Below are 26,066 nucleotides of genomic sequence, written 5' to 3' on the forward strand. Positions count from 1 at the left end.
TCGATGATTATTTATTCCCGGCCGCTCCCGACAGGGCACGAGCGTCAACGGGTTCTGGATCGAAATGACTGACATCATGGCCCGGGAGCGTATCACGCATCCCTTGGACCACCACAGTTCGAGGGTTCGACAGCGAAATCCCGGCGGCACGTAGCCGTTTGAGGATTGCAAATAGCAGTTCGCTCCTGGTGTCGGCGGCGATCCTGGGGCTGCGAACATATCCAGTGACGCTTAGCGTGATGCCGTCGGACGTCAGCTGGCTGAACATGACCGAAGGCGCGGGATGGTCGAGAACCGATGGGTGATCCACGTAGGCATCCAGAAGAATGTCGCGTACCTGCTCAGGATCGATGTCCAGCGCAAACGTGAGCACGAGGGTGGCGACCCCCTGTGTGCAGTTTCCCATCGTCACGTTACGCACATTCTGCGAAATAAGATGCGAATTCGGAACGATCACCGTTGACCTGTCTGCGAGTTGTATTTCGGTTGCGCGTACGCTGATTCGCCGGATGTCTCCTTCGATGCCGGTAATACTGACGATATCGCCTACCTTGACCGGCCGCTCAGCAAGCAGTATCAGCCCGGAGACGAAATTTTTGACGATCTCCTGTAGCCCAAAGCCGATACCTACCGACAATGCGCTGACGATCCACGCCAGGTTGTGCCATCTGACACCGAGCACGGACAGGGTTTGCAACACGACAAGAACATAGCCGACGTTGGCAAACAGCGTCAGTAGCGAGGCCCGCATACCCGAACTCATTTGCGTCTTGGGCAGAAACTCGGTGTCCAGCCATTTGCGCACCGATCGAAGCAGGTACAGGCCGACTCCGCACGCAAGGAGGGCGCTGAGGACATGGGCGGGAACGATATTCAGCGCCCGCAGCCGCTCGCCGCCGAGTACGTTGAGGATGCTATCGATCAGGTCTGCAGGGGTTGTCCCCAAGCCTCCCGTGAGCAGTGCGATGACTGCAGCGAGCATCAATGCGCTGCGGCCGATTCCGGAAATTACCGTTGCCACCTGTTCGAGGTGGACGTCTTCCAGCCCGAACAGATGCTTGATGGTTTTGCCGCTCGCGTGACGCGGCGAAAAGGCGCTTTCGCAGACATCATGCGTAAGCTTCATCAGAAGATAGAGGCTGCACAGCACGATATCGAACCAGACGAGTTCATAAGTCAGGAATCGCGCGACCGAAACGTAGCCGCAGAGTAGTGCAATCAGGGAACCGCCGACGGCGAGGCTGACGGCGGCGTGAATCAGGCCCGCAAGGGTAGAGCGCGCTTCAGGGGGCTCTCCGGCAGCGGCGAGCGCAGTACGTACCCGGTTTGCCCGCAGCAGCGACGCACCGATGGTCAGCGCGACGACCAACGCCACCAGGCCACGAGTAAAAAGCGTAAGTTGCAAGCTGGTATCGACTGCCCTGTTGATTTGTTCGACGGCTCCGCAAAACAGCAGCAGTGTGGCCAGGATCCGCGGAAAAGGGCTCAGCGCGCGAGCGACGGGGTCCGCGATGACCGGCAGGCGCCAGGAAGGATGTCGTGTAGAGAGCAACGCCCGGCCGAGAGCGGCGACCAGCGCGCAGGTCAGAACATGTTTGATAAGTCCATCGGCGAAGCTCTGCAGGGTAGGAGATAAGGTCTGCTGACGGGTGACGACGAAAAATACCAGCTGAACGGCACATACGGCGGTCATCATGGTCGCAAACAGCGTCGATATCGCAATGGCGCTGCGGCGCAACCGGCCTTCGGGAAGGCGGCGCAGGCAAAACGACCCTAAAGCCGCCTCGAGAACGCGAGCGCCAATTGTCGTCACAGCCAGCGCCAGCAGCAGAATCAGCGCGGTCGCGACCCGCTGGTCCGGTTGCAATATCGATTCGATTTGCTTCACGACCTGCTCATTGAAGTCTCGCAGACGTTGACGGTCGGACGCTTCCGGATGGAGCACAGGCGCCCAGAATGCGGCGCTGAGAATGCTGCCTGAGCGAAGCGCCAATTGGCCTTTCAGGTGGTCGTGCAGCAGTCGCGCAATCTGGGCGCTTACGTTGGCGAGGTTCTCCTTGATGGTTCCCGCCTGCTTGAGTTCAGTATCGAGTTGCGCCTGCCGTGCGCCGAGCGTGCTGCGCTGTTGGGTGACCGCGGGCGTTTCCGCATTAGTTTCCGGAGCCGGTGCCGCTCCGAGTACGTCGAGCTGTGCATGCGTTTTCGCGCGATCGGGCTCCAATGACGTGGTTATCAGTCTATCGACGTCTTCGGCAACGCGCCGGCTCAGCTCATCCAGCTCGAGCAGTTGCGCATCGCTTGTCGCGCTCGACGCTCGCTGTCTGATTTCGTCCTGCTCATCCTGAAGCACGTTCAGCACTCTCAATGCATCGGGTTCCTCGGCCGCGGAGGGCGTCTGGTAAGCGGGAGCATGTATGCCCAAGGGCGGCAGCGTCGCTGCGCATAAGGCGGCCGGAATCAGGCTGGGCACGGTCAGCGCGATCAGGCGAAAAATGATCAAGAGTACTAGTCGCATAAGGCAAAGGCGTCGAAGGGCGCGCATTCGAAAGGTCTGGCTCGTGCGCAAGACACCAATGTGCGGTGACGCACCGGGCTTGCGGTCAAGCGGATCCGGGAGCAACGCTCGTAGCCGGAAGTTGATTTGTCATTTCATACATGACAAGTATATCAGTTATGAGTATAATGCCACCATAGATGGGCTTTATGCAAGGTCAATACCTTGCTGCCGCGGATGGGCGACCGCGGTCTCGATGAGCCGAAGAAGTTGGGCCGCGCGACGTACGTGTTGTGACGTCTGGAGCCCGCCGCCATAACGTCGGATAGCAGACGGGACGTGAACCATGGAATATATCGAAAGCTTGCGCCTCTTCCGGACTATCGTCGAAGTCAAAAACTTCAGGCGTGCCGGGGAAATGATGGACCTGTCGCCATCAGTCGTTTCGCGGGCGATCGCCTCGCTGGAGGAGCGCCTGGGCGCGCGACTCTTCCATCGCTCGACCCGGCAGTTTTCGCTGACGGAAGCGGCGGAACGCTTTTACGACGGGTGTTGCCGCATCCTCGACGATCTCGACTGCCTCGAAGCCAGCGCGGCGAGCCATGGTCGACTGCCTACCGGTGTGCTTCGACTGGTCGCGCATACGTCCGCCACGCTGACGTGGCTGGCGCCACTGATCTTGTCCTTCAAACGTAAGCATCCGAAGATCGCCGTGGATGTCACGCTAACCGAGCGGCCCGTCGACCTGACGGCTGACGGTTACGACCTCGGTATCGTCCTGCCTTTCATGCTGGCGACGGATCTGGCTGTGACGCGGCTTCTCCAGCGGTTGCCGCTGGTCGTCGTCACAACGGAAGCTTACCTGAGCAGGCGTCCTCGGCCTCGGCATCCTGCCGACCTGGCGGACCATGTGTTCGTCACCGTTCCTCCTTCGATGCACAAGCCATTCGTCACGTTTCGAATGGAGCAGGAAAGCGTCGCAGTCCCGATCAACTACGAGATTACGTCGAACAACCCCTTTTTCAATCGCGACGTTCTGCTCGAAGGATTTGGTGTCGGCGTACTCCCAATCACCCTTGTTGAGCAGGACATCAAGGCCGGACGGCTCGTTCGTCTGCTGGAAGGATTCGAGATTGCCGACACTGCTGCGGAGGTCCGCCTGGCGTACATCGGACGCGCCCTGCTGCCCGCGAAGGTGAGGGCGTTCATCGACCACACCGCGGCGTTTTTCGAAGGAGGCGCGGAGGCGCCGGCCGCAGGTCGTTAGCGGTCATGCCGCTGGACGGTACACGGAGCTCAGGTGCGTCCCGCCACGTGACTGGGTTTTAACGACGTCAGCTTCCCATCCCGGATCAACACAACTTCTTCCGGAAAGGACTGAACGAGTTCGACGCCTTCGTTCTCAAGACGGTCGAGTAGTTCAGGCAGTCTTTTCAGCGAAGCGTTTTCGATATCGTGCAAGACGACTACCGTCCAGTCCTGTTTGGCAACGTCGGACAAGCAGCGTTCCACCCAATGGTCAGGATCATCCCAGTCGTGCGGCACACTGTTCCATGCCACGCACGTGAAACGGTGCTCCACCAGATAAGCCAGTGCTTCTTCACTAAGAAGATGCGGCCCCAGGAGACCGAAATTGCCAAAAGGGCGAAAAAGCCGTTCCGATATATTTCGTGCGGCAATCAGCGCCTGCGTGTCTCCTATCTCACGCGTCGCATAACCTGACTCGGTGTTATCACCGAACGCGACGGAATGAGTGAACGAGTGATTGCCGACCTTGTGCTCGTGCGCGACTATCCGGTCAAGCAGAGCCGCGCCCTCAGCATTGCCGATGTGGTTCCCAAGCACGAAGAACGTCGATTTGATACCGCGCTCGGCCAGGATGTCCAGAATCGACTCGGTGACGCCTGGGGTCGGACCGTTATCGAACGTAAGGGTAACTTTCTTCATGGTCCATGTTCTGCGCCAAGGAGCGACAAATCATCTGGCACATACGCAATGACGTTGCGTACCGAGTCCGGTTATCGACATCTCGACAATGTCACCCTGCGCCAAATACGTTTGCGGCTTCATGCCGAAGCCAACGCCCGCCGGCGTTCCCGTAATGATGAGAGTTCCCGGGCGCAACGTCATGAACTGGCTGCAATAGCTGACGATCGTATCGATATCGAAAATCATATCGGCCGTATTACCGCGCTGACGCGCGGTGCCGTTCACATCGAGCGCCAGTTCGAGCGACCCGGGCTCGCACAATTCTCCCGCACTGACCAGCCACGGGCCAACCGTCGTGAATGTATCGAAGCTCTTGCCCTTGCTCCATTGACCGCCGCGCTCGATCTGCCATTGCCGTTCGGATACGTCATTGACCATCACGTAGCCGGCAATGCAATTGCGTGCCTCGGTTTTATCGATGCGGGAGGCCGTGCTGCCAATGACAATCCCGAGTTCGATTTCCCAGTCGGTGTTGATGGAGCCCGGTGGCAACAGAATGTCATCGCCGGGCCCGCAAATCGACGAAGTCGATTTAAAGAAGATCACCGGTTCGGAAGGGATCGGCAAGCCGGCCTCCATCGCGTGTTGGCGGTAATTCAGCCCAACTGCGATGATTTCCTTGACGTCGCCAAGTGGCGAGCCGATGCGTCCAGGGGCCTCCACCGTCGGCAGCTTCAATGGATTGAGCGCTTCGAGAAAGCGCATGCCGTCAGCGGAGAGCACGGACTCGTCGATATCTTTGACAATCGGGCTCAAGGCGCGCACTGAGCCATCAGCGGCGAGTATGGCGGGAAGTTCCTGGCCCGGAGGCCCATAGCGAAGTAGTTTCATCGGTACTTTCTTAACCCAGGCGGAAAAATTACTGGCGCACGAACCACGGTTCTTTTTCGATCTGCAACGGCAGAAGAATACGAACGACGCAGTTGTACCAGGCGATTGTCACGAGAAGCTCGAGGCGTTGTTGCGGACCGAGGAACGCGGCAGCATCCCACGTACTGTCTTTGACATGCCCTTCAAGGCTGACTTCTCTCGCCAGACGGATCACGGCCCGTTCTTCGGCGGTGAAGCATTCCGACTCCTCGAAGTCCTGCAGGCTCTCGAGCTGCTCGCGTCGCACGCCCGCGCTCAAAGCCGTATTCCAATGGTGGTCCACCTCATAGGGCGCATTGGCCACGATCCCTACCGTCACGACTGCAAGTTCGCGGAAGACTCTGGGGAAGGAGGTCTGCTTGCGCAGCGCGGTTGCCATTCCGAGAACCGCCTCCGTGAGTGCCGGAGCGTTCGCAAGCGCCAAAAAAATGTGCTCGGGATTGGGACCGCGTTCTGCTATCAGCCGGTCGTAGAGATCGCTTCTGCCGTCCGGTATGGTCTCTCTGCTCACATAGGAGATACGTGCCATATCTAAAAACCTTCATTGCTATCAAATGAGATTGGTCGTTGCTCTCTTGAGCAACGACGGGATATTCAACTATGTCAACTAGATCAGCTCATTCCCAGATAAGCTTCCAGGGATGGCTCCGGCCCGCCTGGCGGCGGGCTTATGCGATCCACCCCACGGAAGGGAGAAGCGTTCTTCAGCCAGGTCAAACGCGGCGGTAGTCCCCACGACTCGGTTACCCGGGAGACGCCGGTCAGGTCATGGACAATTGGCCCGTCTTGCGCATCACCGCAGTAGATCGGGGGCGGCAGCAATTCGATGCGGTGACCGTCCGGATCGAGCAGGTAAACATAGTACGAATGCCCCAGACTGTGCCTGCCCGGCCCGAATTCGACGTTGTCGCCAAAGCCCAGGCTACCCGCGACATCACAAGCCCTCATGATTTCATTGATGCCGTGGACGACGTATGCAAAATGATGCAACTCGGGTCCTGGCCGCTTGATAAAAACGACGTCATATTGGGAATCCTTGCTGTGCAGGAAGACGCCGATGGGCTGGTCTCCGACAACCATATAATCCAGGATTCGAAACCCAAAATCGGCGTAGAAGCTTGCCGCCAGCTGGACGTCGGGAGCAGTGACCTGGTAGTGATCGAAGCGAAGTGCGCCACCGCCCCGAACACTCTCAAACTTCTGGTCGACCCTTTCGACGCGCGGCATGGCGGAGCAAAACTCTAGCGGAGTTCCGCTGATGTCAGAAGCATGCAGGGTGCGTGACTGGTACGGTGCATCGACGAATTCAGCCTTGATTCCACGCTTATCGAAGTAGAACTTCGCTTTATCCAGGTCCTCGTCGTCAAACGTCCTCAGGCCGGTCCTGATGCACGAGGGCGTGTCATTTGTGCGCTTCAGGATCAAGCTATGGTGTGACCGCTCTTCAACGCCTCGTAGATAGATCGTGTCATTGTCCTCATCGCTAACGGCCAGGCCAACGACTTCCGTATAGAAATCGCGGCTGCGCGCCAGGTCACGGACTGCAAAAGTCAGGTGGCTCGCACGAGTCACTTGAAATGGCGCCGGCCGGGCTGTCTTAGGTATCTGGATCATCGCATCTCCTTCGCTTGCTGGTGAATAGTTGGGGCATATTGATTCGAACGGACGCTATGCGGTCATCGGTCATCCGGCACCAGGCAAGCCCGGTATGCTCACACCGAAGGTCTGAAGCAGGAGAATGGTGTTGAGAAACAAAATCACCACGGTGCCTGAAATCGCAGCGACCGACACAAGCCGACTGTTCGCGAACGGTCCCATGATGTCGCGCCGGCGCGTAAAGATCACCAATGCGATCATGGGGACCGGCAACGCGAAGCTCAATACCACCTGGCTATAAACGAGCGCATCCGTTGCGTTGACACCGAACGCTACGACCGCGAACGCCGGCACCATGGTCGCAATCCGGCGCAGCCAGATCGGGATCCGAGACCCGACGAAACCTTGCATGATCATTTGGCCCGCCATCGTTCCGACGACCGAACTCGAAACACCGGAGGCGAGTAGCGCAATCAGGAAGACACCCGCCGCGCCAGCGCCGAGCAAGGGCGTCAAGGTGTGATACGCCGTTTCGATGTCGCCCACGTCGGGATGACCCGCATGAAACGCACCGGAGGCCGTGACGACCATTGCCATGTTGACCAGACCCGCGAGTGTCAGCGCAATCATCACCTCGAGGTTGGAGAAGCGCAGCAGTTTTCTGCGATCGGCATCGGTGCGCGCCGGCGCGCGATTTTGCGTCAGGCCGGAATGCAAATAAATGGCGTGCGGCATCACCGTGGCGCCGAACATGCCGACCGCGACGGTCAGCGCCTCACTGTCAGGCAGGTGCGGCACGAACGTCCCGCGTGCGGCGGCTCCCCACGCTATGTGAACCATGAACAGTTCGGCCAGATAGGACAGTGCAATGGCAGCGACAAGACCGCCGATGATTAACTCGATCGGACGAAATCCGCCCTTTTCGGCCATCAGGATCGCGCACGTAATAACTCCGGTAACCACCATGCCGGCCAGCAACGGCAGATGGAAAAGCAGCGACAAACCTATCGCGCCGCCCAGGAACTCCGCGAGATCCGTTGCCATCGCCGCGATCTCGCTGATCCCCCACATCGCATAAACCAGCGGTGCCGGAAACTGCTCGCGGCACATTTCGGCGAGATTGCGATTCGTGACCATACCCAGTTTGGCCGACAGCGCCTGGAACAGCATCGCGACAACGTTGGCACCCAGCACTACCCAAAGTAGTGCGTAGCCGAATCGGGCACCTGCCTGAAGGTTCGTGGCGAAGTTGCCGGGGTCCATGTAGGCGATCGAAGCGATCACCGCCGGTCCGACAAACAGCAAGTTGCCGCGTCCGGAAGTTCTGCGCCCTGCCAGGACCTCGCCGATAGCCTCAGTAGTCCGTTCCGTGAGCCCCGGTTGTACTTTGACACCATCCATTGCGTCGAATCTTTGAGAGTGCACTTGCGTAAAACCGGTCGATACCAAGAAATTCATAAATCGTACTGACCGGTACTGTTTGGCTAGTATATTAGATGTCGACAATAGAGGCGTGGTATTGGGGTAAACCACGCATTTATGACAGAAAGACGCGTAAAATTGGCTATTGATTAGCAGGGGGGATCCGAGGGCAGGTCGTACCAATTGGTATGATTATGAAAGATCGCGATGACGCTGACGCAAGCGCGACCTTTGCAGGTTTCGCTCTCCTTCCTTCAAAGCGTCCGTCGGAGGAGGCGCGAACCGAGCCGGAGGTTTGAAGCTTCCGCGTCGCTGCTGCGAACGCCTGAACCCAGCAGCAGTGAATGTAAATTGTTCAGGCTTGACTACCGGCGCGCCGGAGATAAGTGGCGTTGGCGCCTGCTAAAATGCAAGTGTTTATACGTGCTGCATCCGTCAGAAGTTCGTTTGAAAACGCAAGGAAGGTTTGCATGCCTCCTAGAAAGACGCCCGCCCAAAAGAAACTGCCATCGCGTCTACCGGTGAGCAGATCGACGCAAAGACGCCGCGAATTACTGACCACCGCAGCCGACATGTTCCTGGCGCGCGGCTACGACGGCGTCACCCTGGATGAGATCGTTGCCGAAGTAGGCGGCTCCAAATCCAACGTCTATAAGCACTTCAAGGGCAAAGAGGGTCTCTTCATCGCTGCGCTTGAAAATCTTGGCAGCGAGATATCCGGGGCAATCCTGGCCTCCGAGGGCTTCTCGCTGCCTCTGCGTCAGGCGTTGACCGTGATCGGGCAAACGTTCTACAAGGCTGTGCTGCATCCCCGAACTATCGCAGTGCAGCGCCTGGCCATTGCCGAATCGAGTCGCTTTCCACAAGTGGGGCAGACGTGGTTCGATCGGGGACCGCGTGTTTTTTACGAGGCAATGACAAAGTTCTTCGAGGAGCGCCAGACGCGCGGGGAACTGCGTGCTTGCGACCCACGGGAAGCTGCCATCCTCTTTCACGACATGATGGCATTCGATTTTCCGCAACAACTCCTGCTTGGAATCATGCGTCCACCGAAGGCGTCGGTCGTCGAGGCAAAGGTTCACTCAGTCGTCGAGGCTTTCCTGAATGGGTTCGCTCACTGCGGGAACAAAACCTTTCGAGCGGCGGACAGCACACCGCGGCGGCGGCCGCACGTCCGGATCAGTTGAAGGTGATGTAGGCGCCCGCGCGCGACGATGTCGCATCGCACACGGGCTATTTCCAGACGGGCGCACTGCGCGCGCCGGTCCTCGATAGCGAGGTCGCGCTTCCTGACGAAGCCAATTCGCTCAGCCTTCGTAGCTGTGCACCGCTTTAACAGATCAGTGGCCGCGCCCACCGACGGGAACGTGGGACAACATATCATCAAGCAATTCGATCCAGTGCCGAACCGGAGTAATGGATGCAGCGGCGAGATGCGAGATGCAGCCGATGTTCGCTGATACGATCACATCCGGCTTCGTCGCTGCCAGCGCGGCCAGCTTGTTGTCGCGCAAACGCGAAGCCAGGACGGGTTGCGAGATCGAATAGGTTCCCGCCGAACCGCAGCAGAGGTGAGCGTCGGACGGAACCTGCACATCAATTTCGAGCGAGCGAAGCAGGCCCTCGACAACGCCTTTTATCCGCTGCCCGTGCTGCAACGTGCACGGCGGGTGAAAAACCACGCGACGCCTGTCATGGGATGCGACCAGGGTCCGCAGCTTGTTCTCCTGAGTGGCGAGGATCTCGGCAAGATCCCTGGTCAGCGTGGCGATCCTGTGAGCCTTCTCGGCGTAAGCCGGATCGTGGCGCAAGAGATGACCGTACTCCTTGACCGTAGCGCCGCAGCCGGATGCGTTCATGACAATGGCTTCAATGCCTTGTTCTACATAGGGCCACCACGCGTCGATGTTTCTGCGCACATCGTCGAGTCCCGAATCCATCCTGGACAGATGCAGGCGAATCGCCCCGCAGCAGCCGGCGCCGACGGGCGAGATCAGCTCTATCTCCAGCGCATCGAGAACCCGTCGGGTGGCGACGTTGATATTCGGTGACATCGATGGCTGCACGCATCCCTCAAGAAACAGCATTTTTCGGACGTGCTTTGTCACGGGTGGAAGGCGGGGAGCTTGACCCAGGGGAATCTTTTCCTTGAGCTTGGCGCCGAGGAAGGGACGGGCGATACGGCCGACCTGCATCGCAGCGTCGAACAGAGGGCGCTCGGGTACGAAGCGCGCCAGGGCATAGCGCAGCACGCGCTGTTTCAGCGGACGCTCGACCTTTGTTTCGATCACACGTCGTCCGATGTCCAGCAGTCGGCTGTACTGAACGCCCGATGGACAGGCGGTCTCACAATTTCGGCACGTCAGGCAACGGTCCAGGTGAAGCTGAGTCTTCCCGGTCACGGGCTGCCCCTCGACCATCTGCTTAATGAGGTAAATCCGGCCGCGGGGGCCGTCGAGCTCATCGCCGAGCAATTGATACGTCGGGCAGGTGGCCGTGCAGAAGCCGCAATGCACACACTTCCCGATGATGGCTTGCGCCTCGTCTCCGTCCTCGGTGCCCAGCATGAAGTCAGCCAACTCGGTTTGCATACGATTATATTCCTTCGAACATACGTCCGTGGTTGAACACGCCCGCCGGGTCGAAGGCGGCTTTAAGACGGTTGTGAATACCCGCTATGGGTGCAGAAAGCGCGGTGAAGACTTCGGCGTTGGGATTTGCGTGCCGGAACTGCGTTGCGTGACCGCCCGAAGCAACTGCGCGCTCGCGCACCCTTTGATCGTTGTCCTGAGAGAAGAGCCACCGCTGGCCGCCGCCCCAATCGATGAGTTGCGCGTCGGCGTCGGGTAGCTGTGCGGGTTCGGTCGTGGTCGGCACACAGATGCGCCACAACGTAGCGCCGGGCGCAGCGCTGCGAAAGAACCTGTGGTGCTGCTCGCGCAACGAATGCCAGTAAACGTCGGCCGCCGTGTTTGTCAGCTTCTCGCCACCCAGCGTGGCGCATGCGGTGCGAACTGCCGCCTGCGCACCCTCGAGGCGAATCGTCAATACGCCTTCATACCAGCAACTCGCCGTTATCGGCAACGGCTGGCCCGCCCAGTGGTTCAGCTTACGCACGGCGTCGCATGCATTCAGCTCCTGCCTGAGTGTGGCCGATGCCGGAGCATTCGGCAGTACCTTGACGGATATGTCCAACAGCAAACCGAGCGTGCCCAACGACCCGGCCATCAGTCGCGCCACGTCATAACCCGCTACGTTCTTCATAACCTGGCCCCCGAATCGGAGATGTTCGCCGCGGCCGGTGAGAATGGATGCGCCGAGCACGAAGTCGCGCACGGCGCCGGCGCTCATGCGGCGCGGTCCCGAGAGCCCCGCCGCGATACAGCCTCCGAACGTCGCGCCTGGTCCGAAGTGTGGTGGCTCGAACGCGAGCATCTGACCATGCGACGAAAGCAACTGTTCGATCTCCGCCAATAGCGTGCCGCTGCGAGCGGTAATGACAAGCTCCGCGGGATCGTACGCAACGATTCCCCGGTATGCGCGGGTGTCGAGCACATCTCCCGTGCGAGATGCGCCATACCAGTCCTTCGAGCCGCCGCCGCGGACACACAGGCTACGGCCGCGGGCGCGGGCTTCCTGAATCGTCGCGATGAACTGTTCTTGCGCGGCCGCGGCGGCGGTATTCAGGTCGCAGGCGGGTCCGGGCGTCGAATCTGCGATGACATCGTTCATCAGAACCTCGGGATATCGGGATGGGGCAGCACGCCGCCGCGCACATGCAGTCGTCCATATTCGGCGCAGCGTGCGCGGGTAGGGATGCCCTTGTCGGGATTGAGAAGCCGTTGCGGGTCGAAGGCATGTTTGACCGCAAAAAACATATCCCGCTCGCCGGGTGAGAACTGCACGCACATCGAGTTGATTTTTTCGATGCCCACGCCGTGCTCGCCCGTGATTGTTCCGCCGAATTCGACGCACGCCTCGAGAATATCCGCCCCGAATTCCTCGGCGCGCAGCCATTCAGCGCGGTCGTTGCCATTGAACAGGATCAACGGGTGCATGTTTCCGTCGCCCGCATGGAATACGTTGATGCAACGCAGCTTGTATCGCGCTTCCATCTCGCTGATACGAAGGAGAAGCCGACCGATGGCGCGGCGCGGAATCGTTCCGTCCATGCAGTAGTAGTCGGGAGAAATTCGTCCCGCCGCTGGAAACGCATTCTTGCGACCCGACCAGAAGCGCAGCCGTTCCGCTTCGGAAGCCGACGTTTCGACATGCGTCGCGCCGCTCTCTTTAAGCAGCCTGGTCAGGCGTTCGATCTCTTCCGCGACTTCATCGGCCGTTCCATCCGACTCGCAAAGAAGGATCGCTGCCGCATCCGTGTCATAGCCTGCGTGCACGAACTCCTCGACTGCCCGAGTCGCCCCGCGATCGAGCATCTCGAGTCCAGCCGGAATGATCCCGGCGGCAATGATCGCCGCAACCGCGTCTCCCCCCGATTCCACGTCGCCGAAACTCGCCATCACCACTCGTGCGACCTGCGGTTTCGGGATCAAGCGGACAGTGACCTCGGTCACGATCGCGAACATGCCTTCACTGCCGATCAGTACTGCCAGCAGATCAAGTCCCGGGGCATCCGGCGCCTCGGAGCCGAATTCGCAGATTTCTCCGTCCATCGTGACGGCACGCACACGTACTACGTTGTTGACGGTGAGACCGTATTTCAAACAGTGAACGCCGCCCGAATTCTCGGCGATGTTTCCGCCGATCGTGCAGGCCACCTGCGATGAGGGATCCGGCGCGTAGTAGAGACCATAAGGTGCGGCAGCCTCGGAAATCGCGAGATTGCGAACTCCCGGCTGCAGCGTCGCCGTGCGGCTGTACGGATCGACAGCGGTGATCTTGCGCATGCGCGCAAGAGACAGCACGACACCTTCACGGATCGGCATGGCTCCGCCGGACAAACCGGTGCCCGCGCCGCGGGGCACTATCGGCACCCCGAGGCGCGCGCAAATACGGAGTACGCCCTGAACCTGCGCTTCCGACTCCGCTAGCACGACGCCCAAAGGCAACTGCCGGTACGCTGCAAGGCCGTCGCACTCGTAAGGCGCGACGTCTTCCTCTTCTGTCAGCAAGGTGCAGCCCGGCACCTCGCGTTCCAACGCTCTTGCAAACTTCTCCACACGCTGGGCTCGGGCAGCTGTTGCCATCGATTCGCCGCTGTCTTCCACGACACTTTCCATTAATTGCTTACCTCGGTTCGGTGATTCGTCGGGGTACTCCGCGCAAAGACTCCTTGACGCATATCATTGTCGCCAGTGTAATATGTTAGTTGGATACAATCAATATTCGGAGGAGATGTGGACATTGCGAAAGCGGGCGAGGGCGAGGCCCTCGTTGTTGCTGTGCATGGTATTCAGGGCACCCGTTCGGTCTGGATGCCGGTCGCTCGCAAGCTGGCGGCCGACGCGACATTCGTCCTGCCGAATCTGAGGGGAAGGGGTGGCGCCGCGCGCGGCTCGTCGGTCGAGGATTACGGCCTCGATGCATTCGCCGACGACCTTTCGGATGCGATCAATATCGCAATCGGAGAGCGGTCCTATTGGCTGGCGGGATGGAGCATGGGCGTCTCGGTTGCGCTCGAATACCTGTCCCGACCGGAGGCGCGTGCGCCGGAAGGCGTCGTCCTGATCTCGGGGACGTCTTCGATACGCGAGGTGCGTTGGCTAGGCGCTGCGGATGGCGAGCCGCTCATGCGGGAAATTGCAGATCGGGAAAAGCGCCTGGAACTGCGCGAGGCGGCCGACCACGATGCAGTTGCGCGGACCTGGGCGGCCGTCCGAAACAGTGACCAAGGTGCGATTCTGGCCTCCCTCGACATCCCGGCGCTGATTCTGCACGGCGCTGACGACACCGATTGCCCGAGTTCATGCGCGCGTTCCCTCGCCGGGAAAATCCGGGGGGCGGACTTGCAGATATTCCCCGGCGCAGGTCATTCGCTGCCGGTGACACACACCGACGCGGTCGCGAACGCCATGCGCGCGTTCCTCAACCGTTAACGCCTAACCGGGAACTCACATGAGAACCGAAGACCTTATCCATTTCTGTCCTCCGGGAAGGCTGATCATCGGCGCTGGCTCGCGCTCGCAACTTCCGGCGCTGGTCGCCCGTCTGGGATATCGCAAAGGCGTGCTCGTTACCGATCCCTTCTTCGTGAAGTCGACACCCTGGGTGGACGAGTACGTGCGATCGGCTTCTTCGCTCGGTATCGAGACAATCGTGTTCGACGGAGGCGAGGCAGACCCCACCACAACGCTTTGCGACAGCGCCACGCAGGCCGTTCGGACCGCCCTGGGAGGCAGCGCACCCGATCACGTCATTGCGCTTGGGGGCGGCAGCAATATTGACCTTGCCAAGGCGCTCTGCATCACTCTGCCGAGTGGCCGGCCAGTGCGCGACTTTGTCGGCGGGCTGACGGCGGCGGACAGGCCGATCCCGTTGATCGCGCTGCCCACCACGGCGGGGACGGGGTCGGAAGCCACTCCCGGAGCCATTCTGGTCGATCCGGGCAATGCGACCAAGGTTGCTGTCATGGACAACTCGCTGCGTCCACACATTGCGCTCATCGATCCCGAGTTCACGTACACCTGCCCACCGCATGTGACCGCGGACGCGGGTATCGATGCATTGACGCATGCAATCGAGTCCTATCTAACGCTCGACTCGGCGCAATACGACCGAGGCGGGCATCCCGACCCGGGATACAGCGGCCGCTCGTCGCTGACGATGCTTTTCGCGCGAGAGGCCATATCGCTGTGCGCACGGTATCTGAAGCGCTGTTACGACAACGGCGCCGACGTGGAAGCGCGCACCGGCATGTGCTACGCGAGCATCTATGCGGCGCTGTCATACGGCAGCGCCGGCCTGAACGCCGTGCACGGCGTTGCCTATGCAGTCGCGGGCATGACGCACCGCTCGCACGGCACCACGAACGCAGTGGTACTTCCCTATGTAGTCGATGCACTTGCTGCTTACCGGCTGACGGAAACCGCAGAGATTGCCCAGATTTTCGGCATCTACGGGGAAAGTCCTGAGCACGCCGTACGCGAATTGACCGAATTCCTGCGCGACCTCGTTGCCAATCTGGGCATCCCGACCACTCTCAAGGATCTGGGAATCGCGCAGGCTTCGCTCGATTCGCTGACCCGTGATGCGCTGGCGGTTACGCGGCTTGCGAAGTCGTTTCCGGTCTGCGATGTCGAGGATGCGTATGGTCGGATTGTACGTAATGCTTACCACGGCCGCCTAGGGAAAGCCCCTACATCGAACAAGTGAAAAGTATCTTTTATTCTACTAACATTCAACTAATATATCAGTACTGGAAGTCAACAAAGGAGAGGCATCGTGATGACCGAACGACAACGGAAGTTCCGTGAGAATTACAAGGCAAACATCAGTCCGCTCTACAACGGGCTGCTGCATATATCCGTGTTGTACCTGGCCGGAGTCGCGGCGATCTACTACTGCCTCACGCAGTTGCACGCGTCGCGATGGGAATGGTTGCTGGTTATTCCGGTTTTCCTGGCCGGGAATTTTGTGGAGTGGGGCATGCACCGCTTCGTCATGCATCGCCGCATCAATGTGTTCGCTCTGCGCGCGATCTATGAACGACACACGCGCGAACATCATCAGTACTTCACCGATCTCGAACCCACGATCGACACTACCCGCGAGTTCCGCATCGTATTTTTCCCGTGGCGCGTTCTGATCACGCTCGGTATCGGCGGCACGGCGCTCGGTTATATCGCGTCGAGGCTGATCAACCTGAATGCCGGCTACATCGTTTTCCTGACGATGGTTGCACAGTACCTGATCTATGAGACGTTCCACTACTGCTGCCATGTCCGCGAAAACTGGTTCGTTCGCAATATGCCGTTCATCAACACCATTCGACGCCACCATACCGCGCATCACAACATGGGAATCATGATGAAGTACAACATGAATCTCACGTTTCCCATTGCGGACTGGGTGATTGGCTCGAGCGACCTGCGCCGGGGTTTGGTGGGAACGCTATTCAACGGATATAGCGACAAATACGTCAAGGAAGAACTGCGGCCGGTGATAGCCAGGTTCCGGAACGATCATTCCCGCGTGACGCTGGACGGTCCCGAACTTTCCGAAGAAGAACGTCGCGTGATGACAACTGTTTGAGAGCGTCCGGCCTGTTCGGGGCCTTGCAGTATCGATAGTCAATTTCGTCGTGTAATGAAAGAGAGAGGAGGTAATCGTTCTGCGATAACTGGCAAGATGTTATGTATATCTAATTAATATATGCCACAAAGCCTGCGAGACAGGTTGGAGAGAGACAATGGAAATGCATACACCGGACGTGGTCAACGTAAGGGACGGCGTGGCGGCACGACTTGAGAGACTGCCGCTTACCCGATATCAAAAACTGGTCTTCTCGGTCATAGCCACGGCTTGGCTGTTCGACTCGATGGATCTCGGCATCATGACGTTCGTGTTGGGTTCGATCAAGACCGAGTTCGGCCTGAGCGCGACGCAGGCCGGGCTATTGGCCAGTTCGAGCTTCCTGGGCATGCTGATCGGCGCGGCGATCGCAGGCATGCTTGCCGACCGGTATGGCCGCAAGCCGGTGTTTCAGGTCAGCATGATATTTTGGGGGCTGGGAAGTCTGCTTTGCGGCTTCGCGCCGAACGTCGAATGGCTGATGGTGTTTCGCGTGTTGCTTGGATTTGGGATGGGAATGGAGTTTCCTATCGGATTGTCCATTGTCTCCGAGATCGTACCAGCCAGGAACCGCGGACGATACCTCGCCATTCTCGAGGGCTTCTGGCCTATCGGATTCATCGCTGCGGGCATTGCTACCTATTTCCTGCTCCCACTGGTTGGCTGGCGTGGCATCTTCATTGCACTCGCGGTGCCGGCGGTTTTTGTATTTGCGGTTCGGTATTGGGTTCCCGAATCTCCGCGGTGGCTGGAAAGTGCGGGGCGCGCGATGGACGCCGACGCAGTTGTCGCGGGCATCGAGGCGAGTGTCAGGAAATGCCTGCGCGGAATGGACCTTCCGCCAGTTTCGGCCGTGTCATCCACTCCGGCCGCTCAGGTCGCAGGCGCTTCACGCTTCGTGCAGTTGTGGACAAACGGATATGGACGCCGCACGTTGATGACATGGTCGCTCTGGTTCTTCGCGTTGCTCGGCTACTACGGTTTGACGACCTGGTTGGGAGCGCTGCTGCAAAGTGCTGGCTACGAGGTTACCAGGTCGGTGTTCTATACCATCGTCATATCGGTCGGAGGAATTCCTGGCTTCATGTGCGCCGCGTGGTTGCTGGAGGCGTGGGGCCGAAAGCCCGCATGCGCGCTCACCTTGCTCGGCAGCGCCGCGTTTGCGTATCTTTACGGACAGGCTGCGGCGACGCATGCGCCGTTGGTCCAATTGATCGGAGCGGGCCTTTGCATGCAGTTCTTTTTCTTCGGGATGTGGTCGGTGCTCTACGCCTATACCCCGGAGCTCTATCCAACGCGTATCCGTGCTACTGGGTCGGGATTCGCGTCATCGATTGGACGGCTTGGTTCGCTGCTAGGCCCCTCCGTTGTCGGGATGGTCTTGCCTCATGCGGGACAGTCGGGGGTTTTTTCGCTCGGCGCCCTGTCCTTTGTGATTGCGGCGGCGGTGGTATTGATTCTGGGTGTCGAGACCAAGGGATGTTCTCTCGAAAGCCTGTCGCGCTAGCGGTCATGCCGGATGCCGCGTGCGTTCGCGTCCGGCCGGTGTGACTCGCGGTCATCGGCGCACGCCCGGACGCGATACGCGCATGGCTTTGTCCCGCGTGGTGGACCGCCGATCGTCAACACTGCGACGCAACTGCTATACAATACGGATATCTCACGCAAGCGATTGTTAGGTATCACTTATGGCCGCACGCACCGTTGCCCCCAAGGCCGCTGCTAAACCCAATACTCCGCGGGCGCGCTCTTCCACGCCCGCTCGCGCCTCGAAGGCGAACGAGGCGTGGCCCGGCCGCAAGGAAAGCCTGACCGAGCAGGCTTACGCTCAGATCGAGGAGGCGATCGTCACGCTGCAGCTTGCGCCGGGCACCATCGTTTCGGAACTGACGCTTAGCGAAATGACGGGGATCGGCCGTACGCCCATCCGCGAGGCGATTCAGCGATTATCGCGAGAGCACCTGATCTTGATCATGCCGCAGCGCGGGCTGTTGGTTCCGGAGATCGACGTCAAGAAGCAGCTCAAGCTGCTGAGGACGCGCAGGGAGGTCGAGCGGCTGGTTTGCAGAAGCGCGGCCAAGAGTGCTACGCCTCAGGAGCGCGATGTGTTCGCGCAGCTCGCTGCGGAGTTCAAGGAGGCGTCAAAGAGAAATGACGACGTCAGCTTTGTGCGGCTTGACCGCGAATTCAACGAACTGTGCCTGATTGCCGCGCGAAATGAATTCGCCGAGGCGGCGATGCGCCTGATGCACGGCCTGGCTCGGCGATTCTGGTACTTCCACTACAAGCAGGCAGCGGACATTCCGGAGATGGCCCGGCTGCACGGCGCGGTCGCGAAGGCGATCGCCGAAGGAGATGTCGATGCCGCCGGAGAGGCGCTCGACGCGCTACTCGATAACATCGAGGCGTTCACTCGGGCGACGCTCGCGGAAGTCTGAGCGTCAATGCGCGTGTCCCGTCCCGGCGCATGAGGCAGATCGGCTCATAAACATCGTGCGCTACTGGACCACGAGATGCACGCGAACGTCTTGATGACTCTCGACAGGCTTGCCGTTCTCCGTGGCGGGGAAGAAACGCCAGTTGTGCAGCGCGGCGAGCAACAACTGGTTCAGACGCGGCTGTTGCGTCGGCTGAAGCAGTTGCACATCGACGGAGCCGTCCGGGTGAATCGAAAAGCGCGCAAGCGCAACGGCGTGATACGCGGATTCTCGCAAGTCGTCCGGGATTTCCGGTAGCGGCTGCGTGATCACGCGAGCACCGGTATGACCGCTGCCCGCGGCGTCGGGCGCGGTTGCCGGGTGATTGGCGTCGCTGGCCAATGACGTCGCCGATGCCGGCGCGGCGGATTGCGCATTGGAAGGCGTCGTGACGGACGAGGGCGCAGCAGGCGGCGTCACCGGCTCGGGTGAAGGTCGCGCCGCGGCCAATGCAGGCGCGGCAGCGTGCCGGGGCGGTTGCTGGTGCACGGGAGCTGCCTGATGCATCGGCGGCGGTGTTGCATGTGCAACGTTCGTTGGCGGTGTCGACGGTACCGGATGCGCCGGCTTTTCCTGTGCAGCCTGCGCTGGCCTGCTGTTGTCCGGCGGAGGCGGCGGGGGCTCCAGCTCAACAAGTTGCGCGTCGAGGTTCGGTGGGGACGGCGGCGTGATCTCAGGCGTGACGAGCAGTCCTCCGAGGAGCACGAGCGCTGCGCACCACAACCCGAACGCGACGGCCGTCGCAACGGCGATGCGTGTCTTCGGTTCGTCCAGCAAGGCCGTGTTGCTGCGGCGGCCAATGTTACTCATGGTGAACGGCGATCAGGAAGTGCTGTACGCCGGCTTTCCGTGCTTCGAGCATCGCCTTGACGACCACGCCGTGCGACGCCGCGTCGTCGGCAGCAACCACCAGGTTGCCGTCCGGTTTCAGCAAGGGCCGCAGTTCGCCCGCTAGCGCCGCGAGCGGCACTGGCTGGCGGTTGACGAAGATGGCATTGACACGCGTGACGGTAAGAGTGAGCGGCGTGTCCGGATTGAGCCGTTGCGCCTGGCCGCCCGGCAAGTCGATCTTCATCGAATCGAGCCGCTGCATCGAAAGCGATGCGAGCATGAACGTTGCCAGCAAAAAGAACATCACGTCGATCATCGGGATGATTTCGATCTTCCCGCGCCGAGCCTGTCTTGAGCGTTTCAGTTTCACGTGCGCGGCCCCGGCGCATGCTCACCGGCGAGCCGCAAGTGCGCCGGCCCTTCCGCGCGCTCCCGGTCGAGCCGGCGTTGCGCTTCTCCTTCCGGATTTTCCTGGTCGAGCCGGCGTTGCCCGATCAGCCGTGTGCCGACCCGCTCGAAGTGATCGAGCAGCTCGCCGACCCGCCGGGAAAAATAATTGAACGCGAAGAGAGCGACAAGAGCGATCACCAGGCCGATCGCGGTGGCGATCAGCGCTTGCGCGACGCCGCCCGTCACGCCGGTCGGATTCACGACGCCCTGTCCGCCGATCAGCCGGAACGAGTGCATCATGCCGATGATCGTGCCGAGCAGTCCCAGCAGAGGTGCGGCCGTCACGATGGTTTCGAGCAGCCACAGCCCGCGGTTCAGCGCACGCTCGATATGCTGCGCGGCGGTCTCGGCACGTGACTCGACCCACCAGATCGGCGCATTGCCGCCGTCGAGAATCGGCGTGGCGAAGCTGCGCAGCGCATGGCGCTCGGGCAGCGCAACGATCTGCGCGCGTGTTTGCGCGAAATCGACGACGGGGGCCTCGATCAGTTGGTCGATGCGGGCTGGAATTCGCGCGAACCGGTGCAGCGAATATGCCTTTTCGAGGATGATCGCAAGGCCGGCCACCGCGAGGACGGTCAACGGGTAGATGACCCATCCGCCCAGGCGCACGGCGAGAAACAGTTCAGAAAAATCGTTCATGATGTCGTGACTTCCTGATCACGTGGCGGCATGCCGCACGGGCAGTTTAAAAGTATTTCGTGATGCCTGCGTAGAAGGCGCGCGTCGGTCCGAACTGCGGGGCGCCAACACCAATTCCGGAACCGTCGCGCAGTTGGTAGCTGCGATTGAGCAGATTGACCACGACCAGGCGTCCATCGAAGTTGCCAATAAGGGGCGCCTGGAAGTGATGGATGACCGCGAGGTTGATATTCAGATAGAACGGCACATGGTCCGTGTTCGCAAAGCCGCTGCGCAGGCCGCTGCCGAAGGTGGTATCCGCGCTGTAGGTCGTGCGCGCAAACGTGTAGGCGATCCCCGCCGAACCGGTGATCAACTGGTCGTGGTCGAGATTGACGGGATGGCTGGCGATGTACGCAAGTTCATCGGGTGAGAAATTGAACTGGCCCGAGACGATGTTTTCGCCAGTTGCACGGCTGAGCGCCAGGTTCGCGTACGCGGAAAAATGCTCGTCCTTATAGTTGGCGGTGAATTCGACGCCGTAATCGTGGCCGGTCTGGTAGTTGAACGGCGTGTTGATCAGGGCGGTGCCGAACTGCCCTTCGTCGAGCAGATCGGTCGCCTTCTTGTAGTAAGCATCCACGCCCACCGTGACGGCGGAGCTGACGCGCTGCGTTACGCCAATATCGAAGTAGTGGCTGCGCTCGGGTCGCACCGGCGAATTTTGCGAACTCGCGGCCTCGTTCGTCGTGTTGTTGAACTGCGCCACCGTGGTCGGCGCGATCAGTTCGAGAGGGGGAGGCGTGAAGTACCGCGCGTAGCCCGCATGCAGCGTGGTGCTCGGCGTCGCCTTGTACACCAGGCCGATGCGCGGGCTCAACTGGCTGGCGTCGACGACTTCGTTCATTTTGTCGTAGCGCAGCCCGTAATTGATGATGAGCTTGTCGTTCACCTTCCACTCGTCTTGCACATAGACGCCGAAGAGCCGGCCGATCGTCGTGCTCGCGCTGTTGATCGTGAAGGGCTGGTCGGAGGACTGTGCGCCATCGACAGTGGGGAACACCGAGACGCTGTCGCTGGCGACCGCGCGGTCCTGTTCGAAATACACGCCGGCGCGCAGCGTGTGCGAACTGTTCAGCCGGTAGGTGGTATCGCCCTGCAGTCCATTGGCCCAATTGCTACGGAAGTCTTCCGAAGCGACGCCGTTAAAGAGCAGATCGCCGATCGGATCGGGGTTGAACTTCGTTCGCGTATAGCGCGTGAAGTACGCGACCTGATAGTCGAGCTTGTCGCCGTTCGTCCCCTGCAACGAGACGGTCGCGAAGTTGTTGAGTTCACTCTGGGTTTCGTTGAGCGCCGCGGAATCGAAATTGGTCTGGCCGTTGAGCACGAATTGGGTCGGTTGCCCTGGTGTATTCGGAATTTCGAACTGGTTGCTCGCGGTGCCAAAGACGACGCTGACCCGGGTGAGGGGGTTAATCAGGTACGACATGTAGCCGAACGCATTGCCTTGCCGGGTGTGATCGTGCAGCGGCGAGCCGTTCGAGGTCGGCGCTTCGATGCCGAGGTCGTTGACCCCGGCCGAACCGCTGAAAAAGTAAGTCAGCGCACCCTGGGTGCCGTACACGTTGCCGCTTGTCTGCGCGGTGCCGTGGCTGCCGCCGTAGATGTCTATCGATCCCCCGTTGCCCGCTTCGCCTGATTTGGTCTTGATATCGACGATGCCGGCGGTCCGCAACCCGTATTGTGCGGGAAGCGCGCCGGTGAGCAGGTCAACCTGGTCGATGATGCGGGTATCGAACGACTGGCCGAAGCCGGAGATCGGTTCCGGAATCATGATGCCGTTGATCCGGTACTGCAGGTTCGCGTGTTCGCCGCGCACGTGGACCATGCCGTACGAATCCTGTGCGACCCCGGGCGCTTGCAGCAGGACCTGGTTGAGCGGCGTCGCTTCACCTTGCGGCATGTTGCGGATGTCCGCGTCGGTCATGCGGTACACGCTGCTGCCGGTTTCCGGCGACAGTCCGTTGCGCGCCTGGTCCAGGCGCTGCGCACTGACCTGCACGTCAATCGCGTCGCTTTTTGTGAGCGCGACGGTAACGGAACTTGCAGTTGCGGGGCTGGTAGTGGCGACGCTGCTCCCGCTAGCAAAGCCCGTCGCGGTAACAACGATCGCATAGGTCCCCGGCGCGACGTCCTGCACTGAGAAGTGCCCGCTTGCATCGGTTTTTGCTGTTCCTGCCGACGCCCCGGTTGCGGTTTGAAGGACCACGTTGGCGTCCGCTACGGGCTTGCCGAGACTATCCGTGACGAGGCCGCCTATTGAGGCGTCGCTCGGCGCCGCACAGACGTGGCCCGCTATTGTTTGCGCGAAGAGCAGCAGCGCCGCGTGAGAGAAAAGTGTGCGATGTTTCATCGATTTAATGCCGTTATTGAATAAGTTGCATCGCACGGCGCAGTTAGTCCCGTGCGTTATCGCTCGCTTGCCCTTGTACGAAGCGATGCCGCAGGGCGCGCTGCTCTATGCCACCGCTATGTCGGGGGGAACTTTTGCGCGGGCAACGTGAAATGCGCTGCAGACGGCAATGTTATAACATTGCAAATTAAAATGAAACAGCCCGGTGTTTGTTTTTTTGCCGCGTTCATCGCTGCATGACGAGCGAAGTACGAAAGTTGACCCAAGGCCCGAGCAGGACTCGCACAACCAATTTCAACACGGCAAGCAAAGTTACTGAATTTAACGTGATGCAGTCGATCGTGAAACGATTCTTGCTGTTTAGGTCAATTGAGTATTCGCAAAAAACGGTCGTACGGTTCGCGCACCCGCAACAGCCGAATCCTTCTCAGCCTGAACTTTTAATGGTTTCAAGGCATTAGCGACCTGATCACTTGCCACGGACGTGCAGGCACTGCGCGTCGAACGGCGCGGTGGAAAGGTAATTGAAGCATTACTGTCTCGCCGTAGTCATGCTCCGTAAGTAAGGTCCGGCAAGGTGGTCAACCTTAATAACGGAGCAGAGATGAGAAAGCACCAAGCGTCCAAACGACGCTATGTTTCAAAAGTTCCAGCCGTTCTCGCGGCATGCGCGGGCGTCGCCGCCCTTGCGTTCGCGGCATCGCCCGGCACCGCCGCGGCGAAAGATCAAGACAACGAATCTTCCACGCAAACGCCAATCAAACATGTAATCGTGATCGTTGGTGAAAACCGCACGTTCGATCACGTGTTTGGCACGTACAAGCCGGCGAACGGGCAGTCGGTGCAAAACCTGCTGTCGCAAGGCATCATTCAAGCAGACGGCTCGCCGGGCCCGAACTTCGCGAAAGCACGCCAATACCAGGCCACCGTGACGGGAACGACACAGTTCTCGTTGGCGCCATCGATCAAGAGCCCCTACAGCACGCTGCCTTCGCCGAACACCGGTGGCACGGCCACCGCGGCGAGCGATACGACCGGCGCTCCATACGCGACGTACAATGCTGCCGCACAGGCCGAGGGCGGATCGCTCGAAGCGTCCGACATCGGCCAGTTGCTGACTGGTGCGTCCGGCTTGCCGACAGGCGCAAAGGATACACGCGTCGCGAACTACAACGCGCTGCAAAGCGGCCCTTACCCGCTGCAATCGCCGCAGCAAACATCGCTGTATGACGAGTACCTGGGCGGTCCGGTGCACCGCTTCTACCAGAACTGGCAGCAGTCCGACTGCGACGTGTCCCACGCCACCCGCGGTAACCCGAGCGGCTGTCTGATGGACCTGTTCGCGTGGGTCGAGACGACCATCGGCGCGGGCAGCAACGGCAATGCACAACCCACGCCGTTCAGCGACCAGACCACGAAGGAAGGTTCAAACGCGCTGGGCTTCCACAACGCGAGCAAGGGCGACATGCCGTATTTCACCCAGCTCGCACGCACCTATACGATCAGCGACAACTATCATCAGCCGGTGATGGGCGGCACGGGCGCGAACAGCATCATGGTCGGCGCCGCCGATGCCTACTACTACACCGACGGCAACGGTAATGCGACGGTGCCGCCGTCGAATCAGATCGAAAATCCGAACCCGCTGGCGGGCACGAACAACTGGTACACGCAGGACGGCTATTCGGGCGGTAGCTATAGCGACTGCTCGGACACGAGCCAGGCGGGTGTCGGGCCGATCAGCAAGTATCTGGCGTCGCTCTCGTACCATCCGAAGATGAACTGCGCGCCGCAACACTACTACCTGCTGAACAACTACAACCCGGGCTATAACGGCGACGGTACGGTGCTCGACAGGACGAAGTCGCCGTTCACGATCCCGCCGTCACCGGTTCGCACGATCGGCGACACGTTGCTCGAACGTCACATTCCGTGGAAGTACTACGGCGAAGGCTGGAACACGTTCGTCAGCAACCCGGCGAACAGCGTCTACTGCAATATCTGCAACCCGTTCCTGTACGAGACGTCGATCATGACGAACCAGCAGGTCCGCGATACGCACCTCGCCGATACAACCGACCTGTATGCGGACATCAGCGCGGGCAACTTGCCGGCGGTATCTTTCGTCAAGCCGGGTGGCAAGCTCGACGGGCATCCGACATCGTCAAAGTTCGGCCTGTATGAGGCGTTCGTGCGAAAGATCGTCGATTCAGTGCAGAGCAATCCGAAGCTTTGGGCCAGTACTGCGATCCTGATTACCGTGGACGAAGGCGGCGGCTACTATGACTCGGGTTATATCCAGCCAGTTGACTTCTTCGGCGATGGCCCGCGCATTCCGATGATCGCAGTGTCGCCTTATTCGCAGGGTGGGCGCGTCGCGCACGGCTATGCCGACCACGCATCGTTGGCGAAGTTTATCGAACGCAACTGGGGGCTGCCACCCATCACCGGGCGCAGCCGCGACAACCTGCCGAATCCGGTCCAGCGGAACGACAACCCGTACGTGCCTGTCAATGCACCGGCGCTCGGCGACCTGTTCGACATGTTCAATTTCGATTCGAATCATGGTCACGGCGGCGATAACCAGCAAAGCAGCAACGCGAATGCTGACGAGCCGAGCGGCGCCAAAGGGGCGATGCCGTTCTGATGG

21 protein-coding genes are annotated in these 26,066 nt (G+C 60.1%); 8 read left to right on the forward strand and 13 right to left on the reverse strand.

The window, feature by feature from the left end:
* Window positions 1–7: 7 nt before the first annotated feature.
* Window positions 8–2,515: a DUF3772 domain-containing protein gene (locus SB772_RS12385; RefSeq protein WP_410833538.1), complete on the reverse strand. Its 2,508-nt coding sequence runs from the start codon at window positions 2,513–2,515 to the stop codon at window positions 8–10.
* Window positions 2,516–2,840: 325 nt separating this feature from the next.
* On the opposite strand from SB772_RS12385, the gene SB772_RS12390 reads away from it, so the two are divergent.
* Window positions 2,841–3,761: a LysR family transcriptional regulator gene (locus SB772_RS12390; RefSeq protein ID WP_410833539.1), complete on the forward strand. Its 921-nt coding sequence runs from the start codon at window positions 2,841–2,843 to the stop codon at window positions 3,759–3,761.
* Window positions 3,762–3,790: 29 nt separating this feature from the next.
* Here SB772_RS12390 and SB772_RS12395 read toward each other — a convergent pair whose 3' ends face one another.
* The 5 genes from SB772_RS12395 to SB772_RS12415 form a co-directional block, all read right to left on the reverse strand.
* On the reverse strand, window positions 3,791–4,441 hold the full coding sequence (locus tag SB772_RS12395; RefSeq protein ID WP_410833540.1) for a polysaccharide deacetylase family protein: 651 nt from the start codon (window positions 4,439–4,441) through the stop codon (window positions 3,791–3,793).
* A 30-nt stretch (window positions 4,442–4,471) separates the two neighbouring features.
* Window positions 4,472–5,314, reverse strand: coding sequence for a fumarylacetoacetate hydrolase family protein (locus SB772_RS12400; RefSeq protein ID WP_410833541.1), 843 nt, complete (start codon window positions 5,312–5,314; stop codon window positions 4,472–4,474).
* A 28-nt stretch (window positions 5,315–5,342) separates the two neighbouring features.
* Window positions 5,343–5,882, reverse strand: coding sequence for a carboxymuconolactone decarboxylase family protein (locus SB772_RS12405; RefSeq protein WP_410833542.1), 540 nt, complete (start codon window positions 5,880–5,882; stop codon window positions 5,343–5,345).
* Between the two features lie 83 nt (window positions 5,883–5,965).
* Window positions 5,966–6,967, reverse strand: coding sequence for a VOC family protein (locus tag SB772_RS12410; protein ID WP_410833543.1), 1,002 nt, complete (start codon window positions 6,965–6,967; stop codon window positions 5,966–5,968).
* A gap of 69 nt (window positions 6,968–7,036) precedes the next feature.
* Entirely contained in the window at window positions 7,037–8,350 is a 1,314-nt protein-coding gene (locus SB772_RS12415) for an Nramp family divalent metal transporter (RefSeq protein ID WP_410833711.1), read from the reverse strand.
* A 491-nt stretch (window positions 8,351–8,841) separates the two neighbouring features.
* Here SB772_RS12415 and SB772_RS12420 point away from each other — a divergent pair, with 491 nt between their 5' ends.
* On the forward strand, window positions 8,842–9,558 hold the full coding sequence (locus SB772_RS12420; protein WP_410833544.1) for a TetR/AcrR family transcriptional regulator C-terminal domain-containing protein: 717 nt from the start codon (window positions 8,842–8,844) through the stop codon (window positions 9,556–9,558).
* 153 nt (window positions 9,559–9,711) lie between these two features.
* Here SB772_RS12420 and glcF read toward each other — a convergent pair whose 3' ends face one another.
* The 3 genes from glcF to SB772_RS12435 are packed head-to-tail and all read right to left on the reverse strand — an operon-like array spanning window position 9,712 to window position 13,578.
* On the reverse strand, window positions 9,712–10,962 hold the full coding sequence (glcF, locus tag SB772_RS12425) for a glycolate oxidase subunit GlcF (RefSeq protein ID WP_410833545.1): 1,251 nt from the start codon (window positions 10,960–10,962) through the stop codon (window positions 9,712–9,714).
* Window positions 10,963–10,966: 4 nt separating this feature from the next.
* Window positions 10,967–12,103 carry a glycolate oxidase subunit GlcE gene (glcE, locus tag SB772_RS12430; protein ID WP_410833546.1) on the reverse strand — a complete coding sequence of 379 codons (1,137 nt, stop codon included), beginning with the start codon at window positions 12,101–12,103 and terminating at the stop codon, window positions 10,967–10,969.
* Entirely contained in the window at window positions 12,103–13,578 is a 1,476-nt protein-coding gene (locus SB772_RS12435) for an FAD-linked oxidase C-terminal domain-containing protein (RefSeq protein ID WP_410833712.1), read from the reverse strand. Before SB772_RS12435 ends, glcE begins: the two co-directional genes overlap by 1 nt.
* A 150-nt stretch (window positions 13,579–13,728) precedes the next feature.
* On the opposite strand from SB772_RS12435, the gene SB772_RS12440 reads away from it, so the two are divergent.
* The 5 genes from SB772_RS12440 (at window position 13,729) to SB772_RS12460 (ending at window position 19,059) form a co-directional block, all read left to right on the forward strand.
* Window positions 13,729–14,427 (forward strand): alpha/beta fold hydrolase, encoded by a 699-nt coding sequence (locus SB772_RS12440; RefSeq protein ID WP_410833547.1) that lies wholly within the window; start codon window positions 13,729–13,731, stop codon window positions 14,425–14,427.
* 19 nt (window positions 14,428–14,446) lie between these two features.
* Window positions 14,447–15,703: an iron-containing alcohol dehydrogenase gene (locus tag SB772_RS12445; RefSeq protein WP_410833548.1), complete on the forward strand. Its 1,257-nt coding sequence runs from the start codon at window positions 14,447–14,449 to the stop codon at window positions 15,701–15,703.
* Window positions 15,704–15,772: 69 nt separating this feature from the next.
* Window positions 15,773–16,582, forward strand: coding sequence for a sterol desaturase family protein (locus SB772_RS12450; protein ID WP_410833549.1), 810 nt, complete (start codon window positions 15,773–15,775; stop codon window positions 16,580–16,582).
* Window positions 16,583–16,739: 157 nt separating this feature from the next.
* Complete coding sequence (locus tag SB772_RS12455) at window positions 16,740–18,128, forward strand: MFS transporter (RefSeq protein WP_410833550.1); 1,389 nt, start codon at window positions 16,740–16,742, stop codon at window positions 18,126–18,128.
* A gap of 181 nt (window positions 18,129–18,309) precedes the next feature.
* Window positions 18,310–19,059: a GntR family transcriptional regulator gene (locus SB772_RS12460; protein WP_410833551.1), complete on the forward strand. Its 750-nt coding sequence runs from the start codon at window positions 18,310–18,312 to the stop codon at window positions 19,057–19,059.
* A 60-nt stretch (window positions 19,060–19,119) separates the two neighbouring features.
* Here the strand turns inward: SB772_RS12460 and SB772_RS12465 are convergent, their stop codons facing one another.
* From SB772_RS12465 to SB772_RS12480, 4 genes are read right to left on the reverse strand one after another with little or no spacing between them, the layout of a single operon-like run.
* Entirely contained in the window at window positions 19,120–19,908 is a 789-nt protein-coding gene (locus SB772_RS12465) for an energy transducer TonB (protein WP_410833552.1), read from the reverse strand.
* Entirely contained in the window at window positions 19,901–20,299 is a 399-nt protein-coding gene (locus tag SB772_RS12470; RefSeq protein ID WP_410833553.1) for an ExbD/TolR family protein, read from the reverse strand. The genes SB772_RS12465 and SB772_RS12470 overlap by 8 nt, the downstream gene beginning before the upstream one ends.
* A complete protein-coding gene (locus SB772_RS12475; RefSeq protein ID WP_410833554.1) occupies window positions 20,296–21,021 on the reverse strand; it encodes a MotA/TolQ/ExbB proton channel family protein in 726 nt (241 codons plus the stop codon). The genes SB772_RS12470 and SB772_RS12475 overlap by 4 nt, the downstream gene beginning before the upstream one ends.
* Window positions 21,022–21,067: 46 nt before the next feature.
* On the reverse strand, window positions 21,068–23,416 hold the full coding sequence (locus SB772_RS12480) for a TonB-dependent receptor (protein ID WP_410833555.1): 2,349 nt from the start codon (window positions 23,414–23,416) through the stop codon (window positions 21,068–21,070).
* A gap of 604 nt (window positions 23,417–24,020) precedes the next feature.
* Between SB772_RS12480 and SB772_RS12485 the strand changes: the two genes are divergently transcribed.
* Window positions 24,021–26,063: an alkaline phosphatase family protein gene (locus tag SB772_RS12485; RefSeq protein WP_410833556.1), complete on the forward strand. Its 2,043-nt coding sequence runs from the start codon at window positions 24,021–24,023 to the stop codon at window positions 26,061–26,063.
* The last annotated feature ends 3 nt before the right edge of the window (window positions 26,064–26,066 follow it).

The sequence above is a fragment of the Paraburkholderia sp. SIMBA_030 genome (assembly GCF_046535245.1).
Lineage (GTDB): Bacteria > Pseudomonadota > Gammaproteobacteria > Burkholderiales > Burkholderiaceae > Paraburkholderia.